Below are 14,066 nucleotides of genomic sequence, written 5' to 3'. Positions count from 1 at the left end.
ATTCTATTCTTCTTCTACATCCACCCTAGCACAAGAGTCTTTTACACCAAGTTTGCAAGCCATTTGGTAGTAGTCCTGTGCGTCTATGTCATTTTGTAATGCCGAGTAGAGAGTAGCCATCATTTCACATGCTTTCGCATCTTTTTTGAAGCATAGATTCCGCAATGGTTCGCGGTATTTTGAGAGAAAATTCTGCACCGCAACTTCTGGGCTATAACAAGTCCAGCAAATATTATCATACGCATTTTGCATTGTAGCAGGCACACAAAAAGCCGACTTTACCATAAGAAACGCACTCACAAAAAATACAAAACCTACATGTTTCATAACCGCTCCTATTAAAAGATTTTGTAGATTCTAGCAAGTTTTACATGATTTGGTGTCGTGTTTGTGTGAATTTTGCATAAAATCATCATGCCATCGCTTCATAAGTAAAAAGCACATAATAATCACAACGCCAAGAAATACACCAAAAAGATATACAAGTGGATAGAATGCCCTAAACCACACCAGCACAACACAACACACAATCATGCCGATGAATACAAAGATTCTAGGGAGTGAAAAGCTGAGTTCAAAACCCAAACTCGCCTTTGATAAATCAAGGAGTTTTAATCTCTCTTTGCTTTTTTCTTTTTTGCTTTGCTTTGTGTTGGGATTAGATTCTGTATTTTCTGTTGTTTTGGGTGAGTTTGTGCTGTTTTGAATGTTTGGGGAGAGTGAAGAATTTGTGTCTATGGAATCTTTACTTTGTTTGGATTCTGTGTTAGATATTTCGCTTCGCTCAATATGACAAGATTCCAAATTCTCATTATGTTGCACCGCTTCGTTTTGTGTTTGCATAGATTCTGTAGTTTTTAAGTTATGCTTAGAATCTTGTGAGATAACTTTTTGTGTAATATCTTGTGTGTCATCATCATATTTGCTTGCATATTTGAGTAGCTTTTCTTCTGTGTCGGCTTCTTGTATCTTTTGTGTAATCTTTGTGCGGATAGACTGAAATGTTACTATCATAAGTAGTATATAAGATAAGCAGCCACAAAGAAGTGAGAATATCCACTCACTACGCATAATACACACACTTACAATACCAAGCATAACGCTACTAAAAAGCAGAATAATGACTATCTTTTGTCGCAAAGATAATGCGTTCAAAATATATGATGATAATGACATATAAATCCTTGCAAACTTGTCCGCACACTTTCAAAATAGCTTTTAGAATCCGCATTACACATAGGAATACAAAGATTAGAATCTAGTCCCCATAGTAAATTCAAAAAAGCTAGGATAGTTTGTAAGATAGCCACCACTTGCACGAATGTCGTTTGCTGTGCCATAGCTAAAGATTTTGCTAGGTCCTATACCCATAGGGTCTGTTGGTCCATACCATAGCATAGGGATTACTATTACAATGGGTCCCATAGGCGATACCCATTCGACTGCAACACCTGCTGCACCCCTTGCTAATATACTTGAGTTACCATAAATTGTGCCATATTGCTTAAAGTTTGCCGCACCATTTGCACCATGATAGGTTAAGATTCCATAATCTGCATATAAGGCTACACGCATTTTTGCACTAGGGATTAAGCCATAGCTAAGTTCTACTGAATTTGTAAAGATTCCATCACCACCAACGCGTAAGCCATCAATGTCTAGCGGTGTAATAGAATAGCTTGAATATCCCCTGATTGTGCCTACACCACCCATATAGAAAGTATCATTAAGCGGTAAAAAGTGGTTTGGACTATAGCGGAAGAGATAGCCCCCTTGTGCCTTATATCGTGCGATTAAATCGATTTTAGTCCATTTACTAATATCAAAATAGAATCCAGTCTTAGCATACAGCTTTGTATAATACACATCACCACCGATACCTGCGATATTTAAAGAAAGCGTTGTAGAGTTACCATTCTTAGGAAAATAGTAGTCATCTGTGTTATCAAATACAAGGCTTGGGGTAATAGAGCTTTTAATAGGTGCATTATCCCAACCAGAATAGCTTCTATCCCATAAGCCTTGTGTGCGGTATTTTAGAAATTCTTTGTTCGTGATGGTGTTACTACAAGAGCCAACGGCAGTGCAATCCTCTGTTTGTCCCGCATTTGTCTTTCCGTCCCAATTTGGATTATTAATTGTGTAATCAATATTTCCAGAATCATAATACTTTTGATACTGCGGTTGGGCTTGTCCTGTGTAAAGATTGTAGAATCCAAAGGTATCTGTTTTATTAATATCATAGCCTACATTAAGCCTTAAAGTAGGAAGTAATAATCGCCCAACAGTGAAGCCACCACCTACGCTTTGCTGCGTATAAACATAGTTAAGATAGCGACTATAATAAAGATTCATAGACAAACTCCATTTAGAATCTAAGATTCTAGGGTTTGTAAGGCTTAGATTAAAGGCTTGTTGTGTAGCGGTAAAAAAGCTAGTCCTGCTTGTATTATAAAAAGAGAAATCGCCCCCAAAGCTTACATTTGCATATAAACTTGCCCCAAAGCCACTACCAAAGAGATTGCGCTCATTTACACTCGCATTTACCATAAGTCCATAAAAGCTACCATAGCCGATACCAAAGGTAAGCTCCCCTGTCCTACCCTCTGTAACATTTACGACTAAATCCATAGAATCTTCGCTAATACGCCTTTCATCAATGCGGACATTTTCAAAGTATCCAATACGCTTTAATGCAATCTCACTGCTTTGAATCTTACCTAGAGAGTAAATATCACCCGGTGCAATGAGAATCTCTCGGCGTATGATTCTATCCCCTGTTCGTGTGTTGCCTGTGATTAAGACATCATTAATACGCACTTTTTTACCAAAGTCAATGTGAAATACAACTTCCACTTCTTGCTTTTCAGCATTCTTTTTTAAATCCGGATTCACTGCGACATAAGCATAACCCAAATCTGCTACTTTTAGCTTTATGCGTTGAGAATCATCTCTTACATTTTGTATATTAAAGACTTCGCCAATCTTAGCACTTAAATCTTTTTTTAGCTCTTCTTCTGTGATTTCATCTTTATGCTCACTATCAATTACAAAAGAGATTCCACTGACTTTATACTGCTCTCCCTCGCTTACATTGTAGTAAAGCTGTGCTTTGTGATTTGTCATATTGACTGAAAGAAGCGGATTTGACACCTGTGCGTCTAAAAAACCATTACGCATATAAGAATCTTGTATCCTTAAAGAATCTAGCTCAATCTCGCCTAGCATAAGCTTACCAGCATTAAGCCCGGGTAGCCAACCCATAAAGTCTCTTTGCTTATTCGCACTAAGAGATTCTAGCTTTCTTTTTGGTAGCTTTGTCGCACCTTCATAATAGCTTTTTTCAATGATGATTGTATCCCCACGATTAACATTTAGCGTTATTGCTACTGCTCTGCCCTCACTAAGCTCTACTACGCTAGGCTCAATCACACTGCCATAATAGCCCTTGTATTCTAACATTTGCTTGAGTGTTTCAAGGGCTTTATCAAGCTTTATATCATCATAGGTATCGCCCTTTTTGATTCCAATCTGTCCATAAATTGTTTCTTTTTCACTCTGTGTGCCATAGCCTTTTAACTCAATACTTGCAATGGCTGGTTTCTCTTTCACAAAAAACTGCAAGACTCCATTATCAAAAGTCGCATAAATATCATTAAAGTAGCCTTGCTTATAAAGGGCTAGGATAGCGGTATCCACCTTGCCATAATCAAGCTTTTCGCCTGATTTTATATTGATTATATCTTTTGCTAGAGATTCTGACATATAAGTTATATTATTCACTTTTACAGATTGTATAACTTCTGCAAAAGATAGACTAAACATACAAAAAATAAGTAATAAAAGACGCATAATGCTCCCAAATTTTCAAAAAAGATTCAATAACCTACAAAAAAGCTAAAATTATAGCGGATTAAAAACAATATTAAAGCCTACTTTTGTAGAGTCGCAATGAATTTAGCACAACACATAATGAACTTAAACTCATAAATGCCGCCGCAAATAATGGAATCACAAAGCCAAAAAATGCAAGCGGAATGGCTAAGACATTATACACTAAGCTCATAATAAGATTGCCTTTTATAATACGCAATGTTTTATGTGCGATTTTAAAGGCTTTTGAAAGGCTTTTTAAACTATCATCAAGGATAATCACATCACTATATTGCAGGGCAATCTCGCTGCCACTCCCCATAGCAATGCCAACTTGTGCGTATTTTAATGCAAGTGAATCATTTAATCCATCACCAATCATAACGACATTATGCCCCTTTGCTATTAAATCTTTCACAAACTCTGCCTTTTGCAAGGGTGTTTTTGAATGTTTATAGTCTTTGATATGCAGGCTTTGTGCTACTTTTTTCACAACACTTTCTCTATCGCCACTAAGAATGCTTACTTTCTTTTTATAGCTATGCAGAAGCAAGATAAGATCTTTTGCTCCATCTTTTATAGAATCTTTTAAGCCAAATCTATACGCAAGAGTGTAGCTTTTTTCATTCTCTAATTTATAGGCAATGAAGCATTCTGTTATATCATCGTCTGTGTCTGTCTTGTTTGAATCTAATAGACTAACTCCCATTTTTTCCATATATGCCCTGCTACCACCTATAATATGTGTATTGTTATAATAAGATTCAAATCCACTACCTGCAATAAGTGAAAAGTCTTTAAAATTATATGTATTTGCTAAATCTTTTAATGAATCTAATTCTGCATTATCCTTATATAAAGATTGTAATATAGCTTTTGCGATTGTGTGGTTGTTGTGTTTGAGTAAAGCATATAGAAATCCTTTTTCTTTCTGCTTTACCTGCATTGTCTCTTTGCTAAAGAAACTGCGGCTTTGTTTTGTTTTGGTGCTTATTGTAGATTCTATATCTTTTATGGAATCTTTGTTTATAGACTCTAAGCTTTGTTTAGATTCTATATTTTCTATGCTAGATATTTCCCTTTCGCTTTGCTCAAGGTCAATATGATAATCTTTAGAATCTAAAGCACAACCCCCAAGTAATTCCCTAAAACCATTATGTTGAGTCATACTCACTACACTCATATTTCCTTGTGTGAGTGTGCCTGTCTTATCAAAGATTATAGAATCTGCTTTTGCTAAGGATTCTAAAAAGTCAGCCTTTGTATAAATAATATGATTTTTAAAGCCTACATTTAAGCCCACTACACTAGCAATAGGCGTAGCAAGGGCTAACGCACAAGGACAAGCAATCACAATCACAGATACCGCAATAAGCAGGGCATACTCAAAGCCACTCTGTGTGAAAAAATAGTAGTAGCAAAAGCTAAGTAAAGCGATACTTAAAACAATGCGGCTAAACTTCCCAGCGATTTTAAAAGCAGTCGTTGCGATTTGTGGCGTGCTAAACTCACTCTCTTTTAAAAGCCTTGCTAACTTACTCATGCTAGAATCTTCAAAGCTTTTTTGTGCCTTGTAGATAAGTGGCTTATCAAGGGCAATTGCTCCTGCCATAATCTCTTCATTCACTTCTTTTGTGATAGCTACACTCTCACCGCTAATATTAGCATAATCTAAATGTGCGTTTGGACTAAGCAAGATTCCATCAACACAAAGCATTTCTCCAGCCAACACAAGCAGGGTATCCCCAGCCTTTATATCATATACTGATACTATTTCGCCATTCTCTCTTCTTGCCTCAAGCGGTAGTATCGCATTTAATTTACAGAGATTATCATTTGCTCTTTTTTGACTTAAAGATTCTAAAAACTTCGCACTTAGCACAAATAAAATAATCATGCAAACAGACTCAAAATAGGTATGCCCACTCCCACTAAGCCACGCATAAATCGAGTAGCAATACACAAGGCTCGTGCCTGTTATAACAAGCATTTCCATACCTATCACACCATTTTTTAGCCCCCTATATGCTTGTTTATAAAAATCACTCGCACAAAAGAAAAGCACAGGTGTAGCAAGGATAAAACTCGCAAGATTTAAAATATTACTTGATATAGAATCTATCCCAGAGAAAAAGCCACTATACTGCCCTACATTTACCCACATAACATTCATTGCACAAAATATTGCTACGGCTAGTTTAATGTAGTATTCCCTATTTCTCACATTATCATTTTGCTCCCTATCTTGCGGGTCATAAACGATAGCCTTATAGCCTATCTTTGCAACCTCATCATAGATTTGCTGAAAGCTTGTCTCATTTGGATCAAAAAGTATTTTTGCCTTATGTGTAGTGTAGTTTATCTTTAGTTCTTTTATACCTTGCATTTTTGCTAAAATCTGCTCATTTAGCCATACGCATGCCGCACATACAACGCCCTCTATTATGAAATGCACTTCCTTTAAGCCATTAGAATCTTTTAGATATTTTTGTGTGAAATTTATGGAGTTAAAGTTTGTAGCCACTTTAGAATCTTGTAGCTTTTTTGTTTGCAGGGTATTATCGCCTAACTTTGTATAAAAAGATTCTAAATTACATGATTTTAATAGCGAATAGGCAAGCTCGCAGCCATTACAGCAAAAATATAAAGTCTTTTTAGATTCTGTATCTTTTACTTCTTTTAATGCGTCTTTATTATATACTTGCTTACAATGAGAGCATGGGATCTGCATATTCTGCCTTTATCTTTAATAAATGAATTTTACAATAAAAAATTTTAGCATTGTTTTACTTGCTTATTGCCTTGTGTGTTTATTGATTTTGCTTGATTGCTTTTTACTATCATAGTATGTCTGGTTTAGATTTTGGAAAGAAGAGTTTAATTTTGGGAAAATATTTATAAAAATTCATAGTTTTGTGATAGAATAGCGAAAATTTTTTTCATTTATAAGGAATACAATGGCAACAGTAATTAGATTAACACGAATGGGTCGTAAGAAAAAACCATTTTATAGAATAGTAGTTACAGATTCAAGAAAAAGACGAGATGGTGGTTGGATTGAATCTATTGGTTTTTATAACCCTGTGGCTAATCCAGCAGTTGTAAAGCTAGATAGAGAGCGACTAGAATATTGGAAAAGTGTCGGTGCAAAAATGAGTGAAAGAGTTGCAATTTTGAGCAAATAGTTACATGGCAGTAAGTAGTATGCAAAAGTTTTCTGTGCAAGACTTCTTAGAAAAATATGTTAAGAAAATTGTAAAATATCCAGATGATGTGGCAATTACCACGAGTGCAGGAAAACATTCTGACTATATGATTTGCATTCAAGTTGCAAACGAAGATATAGGTAAGATAATAGGCAAAGATGGCAAAATGGTAAGTGCTTTGAAGAATGTCGTTTCTGCATGTAAGGCAAAGGATAATGTCTCATACGAGCTTATAGTCGTAGCCCATGATAGCACAAATCCATGTGGTAATGCAAAGTCGCAATAACTTTGGATTCTAATGCCCCTTAATCATGCAAAATACATAGAATCTTTACCGCACTTCACACCATCAAATATGGTTGTTGTCGGCAAGTTTGGTAGAAGCGTAGGATTAAAAGGCGGTATTCGTGCTACGATATTAACAGATTTTCCCGAGATTTTAGCAAGTGATAATGTATTTTATATAGAATATGTGGATAAACTCTCAACTATTCTCTCTAACAATAAGCTGAATTCTAACAACACAAACAACACGCAGAATAAGGCTGGTTTAATAGCTACAAAACATAACCCCACACAAGAGAACACAAGGGCATATTTGCCCCTAATACTCAAAACTTTTCATTCCACAAAAAAGCTTGTAGAATTTAAAGAAATCATAAGACGCGAAGAAGCAGAACTTTTATGCAATATGCTTTTTTATAGCACACTTGATGATACAAGAGAGCTATGCACGCTAGAAAAAGATGAGTTTTTCTACTTTGATATTATCGGCATGTGCGTAGTGGAGGATGGCATAAATCTTGGCATTGTAAAAGACATACAAGAGATAGCAAATACACATTATCTCGTGCTTGATAAGCATTTTTTGATACCTTATATTGACCGCTATGTGCTTTCAGTTGATTTAGAAAATAGACAAATAATCACAAAAGACGCACGCTTTTTACGCATGGCTTGAATTTTAATTTGAACAAGATTGAGAGGATTATCTTGCTAAGAATGGTCTCACCAGTATCATCAATGTTTGTATCACTATGGCAATCAAGCGTGATTAAAGTGGGTTAGTGGTGTTAAAATTATGTTATTTTTAGATTGGGCAAATGTGGTAGCAAAATAAAATGAAGTATGTGGCAGAAAAATGCTAAAGAGAGATGATAATGTTAGCTTATCGCGTTGACTCCTAAACTAATAGGGCTAATTGGGAAATAAAAGTCCTGAATGCTGTGTAGAAGCCAATTTTTATGTGTCCGTTTTATAAATTGCTGCGTAAAATATCCAAAAAACTCTATTGAGCATGTTTAAAAAATAGGCTTTCCGGCAATGAGATACAAAAGAGCTAAAACTCCATACACATAAGGGGCATTACTCTCCCCAAAAGTTGTCAAGTGCAACACCCCCATACATAAGCCAAAAATCCCTATAAGCGTGAATATAAACACAGATTCTAAAAATACAAAGCCCTTTTGTGGTTGTGGCGTTTGCGTGGAATCTTGTGTAGAATCTATGCTTATAGAATCTTGGGGCGAAGTAAGCCTAGCTTGTGGCTCAATGGCGTAAATTGTGGATTTAGCAAGGCTTAAATCACTTGTTGAAAGATAAAGTGTGTTAGTGCTAAAATCAACATTTGCTTTACTCACTTGCGGCAGGGCGTTTAGGGAATCTTCTATGCGTGAAGCACAGCTTGGGCAATCAAGCCCAGAGATTGAAAGCGTATAGTCTTTATATGTAGGGTTTGCTAAAGTGCTATCCTGTGTTAAAGTTTCATTGTCCGCTAAAAATGCTTGAGTCGTATGCTGTGCTAGTGTTGTTTGCCTATCCATTTGCAATGCCTTTTTTATATCGTGGTGTCAATTTTTAGGCATTATTCCACATATTTGTAAATATACATATAGGGGGTATATGTATTAAGGATTCTAGAATCATTATTGCCCTATCCAAACACAGCAATGAAGTCGGCTTACTAATGGGCTATCATAAGCCCATTATTGATTTTTTTATTGAATCTACTTTTTATCTTTGTCTGCATTTGATTGTAACATTTCCCCTACCAAAAATCGCATTGGGACTTTTCGGCGACCTTCTATGCCGTTGCATTCAAAGAGTATATACTCTCCAAGCGAAGAAATAACCTTTACATTAGAAATTGCAAGTGTGTTGTTTGCATTATATGTCGGCTGACATGGAGCAATGGATTTTTCAGCTTCTTGTGTGAAAATAAGCTCTTTTGCTGTGTAGTTGCCTATGTGGAATTTGCTTACAATAAAGGAGCTTAACAAAAAAGGTATAACTACTAGGCATAAAATGCCAATTAGAAATGAAAGCTTTACCAAATTAAAATGAGTAGATGCCAAAGCCCCCACACAAAACGCAAATAACAAAACAATCAAAACAGAAAGCCCAATAAAATCTTTGGGTTCCATAGTAGGATCAAATGCAATGATCCAACTCACTATCATAAGATAATTCAGCATTAACATAAAATACAATATAACAAGCAATATTATATTTTTAAAACCAAAATAATACATCAGCAAAACACAAGGAATAAGACACAATACAAGGGCAAAAAGTGAGTAATTTAGTTGAATATCAAATAAATAAAGCAATATAAACACAAACAAACCAAATGTTGGCAATATAGCAATAACCCCAAAAGCCATACTTGCCCATTTTTCTAGTCTTGGCTTATCATAAAATATAAGATGAATAGCATAGATAGGATAAAGAAAAAATATACCCATCACAAAAGCAATAAAAACACCCAAAATAGTCGTAGCAAAAGCATAATACAGCACACTATCTTTGCTGATAGTTGGTAAATATTGAGCATTAAAAGCAAAATAAAACATCAAAATCAATGCTCCAATAACAATTGGAATCCAAATAAGCAAAGATAAATGTTTGCCTACATATTTTCCCACACCTTTAAGCGACTCAATAAATTCTTGCGTATCATAACGAATCTGCAATTCCCGCAAATATCTTATTGTCATCTCTAATGTATCTTTCGTTGTCTGCGATTCCTTTTTGATATTTTGCAATATCGCACACACAGCGTAATGTATTTGCCTATTAAGCTCATCAATTTTTTGCCTTTTATTATCTATATCTTGCAAATCAGCAAAGATTTCATATTTTTGCCTCATATACTTATCAAAACTCTCAATAATCTCAAGCTTTTCATTATTATCTTTACACAACTCACGCAAAGTTTGGATAGGTTTTTCCATATCTGCATATTGTGCAAGAAATAATTCCCTTTGCGCACAAAGATTTTGTAATGACACTTTCACTCCTTATGTCTTTTATTGGTGTTAGCTAGATTCTACAAGTTTATTCATAACAAATATTAGCATTTGAATCACTATTATTTTTGCCACCACTCCGCTTATCTCAACGCACTCTCTTGCTCCTTATCCCTTTTCACATTAGCATTTTGCACATAGCCTACAATGGCATTACCATTAGGATTTGTATCCTTTGAAAACTCCATTAACATAATCTTTGTAAAACCATTAATAGATTTTGGTGCAAGTAGTATCGCCCCATAGTCCCTTCTTGCATTTTCCCCCTCACTATTTAGAATCTTTGTATAAAGCACAGGGGATTTTAGGCTTGGATTTTCATAGATTTTTACCGCACCTATCTGGCTTACTAGCTCTAGCGTTACTTGCTGTGATTTATCTATTGTTTCGTGCAATTCTTTTATACGATGATTTATCGCTTGATACAAACAGGTTAAAAGCTCTTCGCCATCTTTTGCCTTAACACATTTCATATTACGCTCTTTTAGCCATTGTAGTTGCTCTTTTTTAAGCCTAGATCTCTGCTCATTGCTCCACGCAAAATCCATCGCATATTCAAACATCGCATTTAAGCTCACATCATCACGCAGAGTATAAAAGCTATTGCAAATGCCTTTTTCAATCTTACTCAAACCCTGCTTCTCACAATCAAAGCTCCCTCTAAATCGCGGATAGATTCCACTTAGAGTGCCTGCCCTACTCTCATCACTTGGCGTCTCACAAGTGCTAGAATCTAACCCCTTACTAGAGTGAAAATAAATCCCTTTAGAATCTTTGCTAAGAGTAAATCTCATATTTTTCTCACACTTGATCCGCTCTGCTCCTTCTGTATGGCCACACACAAGATCAAAATACTCTATCTGATTTAGAGGCTCTGCCTTATTGCCATTTATGAGAATCTCCACTTCACCCGGGAACGCCCCACTATCACAAATGAGATGTTCGGTAGGCTGAGCGGGGTCAAGAATTTGACGCATTGCTAAACCAAGCGTGCATACCGCACTTTTATCTTCATAATTATATTCATTTACTTGGTAGCAGTCATAGATTTGTAACGCACTTTGCTTATAGCACCAGCCGATTTTATTAAGTGGATCGCACAGGCTCACCTCTCCCCATACGCCCTCCCACTCACTGCCTTTAGAAAAACTATCAGCATTTCTGCTAATAAAATTGCGTGGCTCCACTATATCAGCTGTGCTAACTCCACTACATAACACAACTATCACCAAACATTTTGCTAGTATCTTATACATTACAACTCCCCTTAGAATCTATTTGTAGCTTTGCATTATAGCTAAATTTATAGGAATTCTTATAGAAATGTTCTCACATACACTTCACAATCACGCTTTAATGCTACAATGTCGCAGAGATTACTTAAGGAGATTCTATGCGAAGTGATATTGTAAAAAAGGGACATAATCGCGCCCCACACAGAAGTTTGCTAAGGGCAACAGGGCTAAAAGATGAGGATTTTAGCAAGCCCTTTATCGGCGTGGCAAATAGCTATATTGACATCATTCCGGGGCATTTTTTCCTAAACAAATATGCCGAGATTGTCAAAGATGAAATCCGCAAGGCAGGGGGCGTGCCTTTTGAGTTTAACACTATCGGCGTAGATGATGGCATCGCTATGGGGCATAGCGGTATGCTCTACTCTCTGCCAAGTCGAGAGCTGATTGCTGATTGTATAGAATCTGTGATGAACGCCCACGCATTAGATGCGATGATTTGCCTGCCAAACTGCGATAAAATCGTGCCCGGAATGCTTATGGGGGCGTTGCGTGTGAATGTGCCGACTATCTTTGTGAGCGGTGGTCCTATGAAAGCGGGGCGACTAGAAGATGGCACAATACTTGATTTAAACTCCGCTTTTGAAGCGGTGGGGGCGTATGAAAGCGGCAAAATTGATGAAAAAAGATTACACGAGATAGAGTGTCAAGCCTGTCCTAGTGGGGGGAGTTGTAGCGGAATGTTTACAGCAAACTCTATGAATACGCTGTGTGAAGCTATGGGCGTGGCGTTGCCTGGCAATGGCACGATTCCAGCTCTTACACCAGAGCGAGAAGAGCTGCTAAGGCAGGGGGCTAGACGCATTGTAGAGATTGCCCTAGATTCTAGCCTAAGTGAAAAATTTAGATTCCGCAATATTTTGAACGCAAAAGCCGTGCATAACGCCTTTGTCGTGGATATGGCAATGGGGGGCAGCACAAATACGATTTTACATATGTTAGCGATTGCCAAAGAAGCGGAAGTGGATTTCAACCTAGAATCTATCAATAACATCGCTGCAAATGTCGCACATATCGCTAAAATCGCCCCGGCTCTTAGCACAATCCATATGGAAGATATTAACCGAGCAGGGGGAGTGTCGGCAGTGATGAATGAGATTTCTAAGCGTGGCAATGCAGTGGATTATTGGATTGCAGGTTATTACAACAATGAAGAAGACGCACGATTGAGAATAAGTGGAAAATGGGAGTGGGATAAATATAATGAGAGTGGAAATATAAGAAAGTATGGAAAATGCTTAGAAGAAATGAAAAAAGGCGATAAGATTCTAACCTATGCCTTTGGTCAGCAAAAATTTGATGGTATTTTTGAGATAATAGAGAATACAGAGGATTTAATCACTCTGCAACACATCAATGACTTAAATATAGACATAAACGATGTAAGTTTGGAAATAAAAAAATATTACAAAGAAAGTTATGGTTTTTTTGATAAGTATGGAGACACCATACAAGGCACATATTTTAAAACAAATAAAGAGCAGTTTAATGCAATTGTAGGACTAGATTCTATGGTGGTAAATTCCAGCAGCACCAAAGAGACAACGCAAAGCTTGTATTTAGACGCTCTCACAATTACAGGGGAGACTTTGGGGCAACGCATAGCAAACGCAAATATTAGAGACCCCGAAATTATCCGCCATAATGACAACGCCTACTCACAAGTTGGCGGATTAAAAATCCTTTTTGGCAATTTGTGCGAGCAAGGGGCGGTGCTAAAAGTCGCAGCAGTAGCAGAATCTATGAAAGAATTTAGCGGTAAAGCAATTTGCTTCAACTCCCAAGATGAAGCGATTAAGGGCATTGCAGGGGGCAAGGTAAAGGCTGGAAGCGTCGTAGTTATCCGCTATGAAGGACCAAAGGGGGGACCGGGAATGCAAGAAATGCTAAGCCCCACAAGTCTTATTATGGGAATGGGCTTAGGCGAAAGCGTGGCACTCATCACCGATGGGCGATTTAGCGGGGCGACAAGGGGGGCTTGTATCGGGCATATAAGCCCAGAGGCTGCTGAAGGAGGGCTTATCGCACTTATTGAAGATGGCGATATTATAGAGATTTCTGTCTCGCGTGGGAGCTTGGAGCTAAAAGTAGATTCTAAGATTCTAGAATCTAGAAAGGCAAAATGGAAGCCAATCAAAAAAGAGATAACAAGCAAATGGCTTAAACGCTACTCACTACTTGTAAGCAACGCTGCAAATGGCGCGGTTTTAAAGACGGAGTTGTAAAAGGGAATAAAACTTTACCCAAGAAACTTGAAGAAATTGTGGAATTTTTACAACAGCAAAATCTACATTTAAGCCAACAAAGTCGCGATGGGCGAATTAACTCTGCTTTTAATGAAGATGAGATTTTTAATCTTTTAGATTAAAGTTTAACTTTTCAAC

General features: G+C 36.9%; 11 protein-coding genes. 4 read left to right on the top strand and 7 right to left on the bottom strand.

Features of this window, described 5'->3' with window-relative positions:
- Positions 1-3: 3 nt before the first annotated feature.
- From C6H17_RS04360 to C6H17_RS04345, 4 genes are all read right to left on the bottom strand, one after another.
- Positions 4-327 (bottom strand): hypothetical protein, encoded by a 324-nt coding sequence (locus C6H17_RS04360; protein ID WP_005218856.1) that lies wholly within the window; start codon positions 325-327, stop codon positions 4-6.
- A gap of 30 nt (positions 328-357) precedes the next feature.
- The gene (locus C6H17_RS04355; RefSeq protein ID WP_005218854.1) at positions 358-1,176 is read right to left on the bottom strand and encodes a hypothetical protein; all 819 of its coding nucleotides are present in this window, start codon (positions 1,174-1,176) and stop codon (positions 358-360) included.
- 75 nt (positions 1,177-1,251) lie between these two features.
- A complete protein-coding gene (bamA, locus tag C6H17_RS04350; RefSeq protein WP_005218852.1) occupies positions 1,252-3,852 on the bottom strand; it encodes an outer membrane protein assembly factor BamA in 2,601 nt (866 codons plus the stop codon).
- Between the two features lie 73 nt (positions 3,853-3,925).
- Positions 3,926-6,604 (bottom strand): heavy metal translocating P-type ATPase, encoded by a 2,679-nt coding sequence (locus C6H17_RS04345; RefSeq protein WP_005218851.1) that lies wholly within the window; start codon positions 6,602-6,604, stop codon positions 3,926-3,928.
- A 226-nt stretch (positions 6,605-6,830) separates the two neighbouring features.
- Between C6H17_RS04345 and rpsP the strand changes: the two genes are divergently transcribed.
- Genes rpsP through rimM form a run of 3 tightly spaced genes read left to right on the top strand, consistent with a single transcriptional unit; the run spans position 6,831 to position 8,040 of the window.
- Positions 6,831-7,058 carry a 30S ribosomal protein S16 gene (gene rpsP / locus C6H17_RS04340; protein ID WP_004084322.1) on the top strand — a complete coding sequence of 76 codons (228 nt, stop codon included), beginning with the start codon at positions 6,831-6,833 and terminating at the stop codon, positions 7,056-7,058.
- Between the two features lie 4 nt (positions 7,059-7,062).
- On the top strand, positions 7,063-7,365 hold the full coding sequence (locus C6H17_RS04335) for a KH domain-containing protein (RefSeq protein WP_005218846.1): 303 nt from the start codon (positions 7,063-7,065) through the stop codon (positions 7,363-7,365).
- Between the two features lie 12 nt (positions 7,366-7,377).
- Positions 7,378-8,040, top strand: a complete 663-nt coding sequence (gene rimM, locus C6H17_RS04330; protein WP_005218839.1) for a ribosome maturation factor RimM — start codon at positions 7,378-7,380, stop codon at positions 8,038-8,040.
- A gap of 340 nt (positions 8,041-8,380) precedes the next feature.
- On the opposite strand, the gene C6H17_RS04325 is transcribed toward rimM, so the two are convergent.
- The 3 genes from C6H17_RS04325 to C6H17_RS04310 all read right to left on the bottom strand — a co-directional run bounded on the left by C6H17_RS04325 (position 8,381) and on the right by C6H17_RS04310 (position 11,643).
- Positions 8,381-8,902, bottom strand: coding sequence for a cation transporter (locus C6H17_RS04325; protein WP_005218838.1), 522 nt, complete (start codon positions 8,900-8,902; stop codon positions 8,381-8,383).
- A 183-nt stretch (positions 8,903-9,085) separates the two neighbouring features.
- Positions 9,086-10,369, bottom strand: a complete 1,284-nt coding sequence (locus C6H17_RS04320; protein WP_020995607.1) for an MFS transporter — start codon at positions 10,367-10,369, stop codon at positions 9,086-9,088.
- Between the two features lie 101 nt (positions 10,370-10,470).
- Positions 10,471-11,643: a lysozyme inhibitor LprI family protein gene (locus C6H17_RS04310; protein ID WP_005218834.1), complete on the bottom strand. Its 1,173-nt coding sequence runs from the start codon at positions 11,641-11,643 to the stop codon at positions 10,471-10,473.
- A gap of 137 nt (positions 11,644-11,780) precedes the next feature.
- On the opposite strand from C6H17_RS04310, the gene ilvD reads away from it, so the two are divergent.
- Positions 11,781-13,907: a dihydroxy-acid dehydratase gene (ilvD, locus tag C6H17_RS04305; RefSeq protein WP_005218829.1), complete on the top strand. Its 2,127-nt coding sequence runs from the start codon at positions 11,781-11,783 to the stop codon at positions 13,905-13,907.
- The last annotated feature ends 159 nt before the right edge of the window (positions 13,908-14,066 follow it).

The sequence above is a fragment of the Helicobacter rappini genome (genome assembly GCF_900198625.1).
GTDB classification, from domain to species: domain Bacteria; phylum Campylobacterota; class Campylobacteria; order Campylobacterales; family Helicobacteraceae; genus Helicobacter_A; species Helicobacter_A rappini.
This window is presented reverse-complemented; position numbering and strand designations above follow the sequence as displayed.

Coding starts and splice junctions, on each gene's coding strand:
- C6H17_RS04335 (WP_005218846.1), top strand. CDS start 7,063: ATGGCAGTAAGTAGTATGCAAAAGTTTTCTGTGCAAGACTTCTTAGAA.
- rimM (WP_005218839.1), top strand. CDS start 7,378: ATGCCCCTTAATCATGCAAAATACATAGAATCTTTACCGCACTTCACA.
- C6H17_RS04310 (WP_005218834.1), bottom strand. CDS start 11,643: ATGTATAAGATACTAGCAAAATGTTTGGTGATAGTTGTGTTATGTAGT.
- C6H17_RS04345 (WP_005218851.1), bottom strand. CDS start 6,604: ATGCAGATCCCATGCTCTCATTGTAAGCAAGTATATAATAAAGACGCA.
- bamA (WP_005218852.1), bottom strand. CDS start 3,852: ATGCGTCTTTTATTACTTATTTTTTGTATGTTTAGTCTATCTTTTGCA.
- ilvD (WP_005218829.1), top strand. CDS start 11,781: ATGCGAAGTGATATTGTAAAAAAGGGACATAATCGCGCCCCACACAGA.
- C6H17_RS04355 (WP_005218854.1), bottom strand. CDS start 1,176: ATGTCATTATCATCATATATTTTGAACGCATTATCTTTGCGACAAAAG.
- C6H17_RS04325 (WP_005218838.1), bottom strand. CDS start 8,902: ATGGATAGGCAAACAACACTAGCACAGCATACGACTCAAGCATTTTTA.
- C6H17_RS04360 (WP_005218856.1), bottom strand. CDS start 327: ATGAAACATGTAGGTTTTGTATTTTTTGTGAGTGCGTTTCTTATGGTA.
- rpsP (WP_004084322.1), top strand. CDS start 6,831: ATGGCAACAGTAATTAGATTAACACGAATGGGTCGTAAGAAAAAACCA.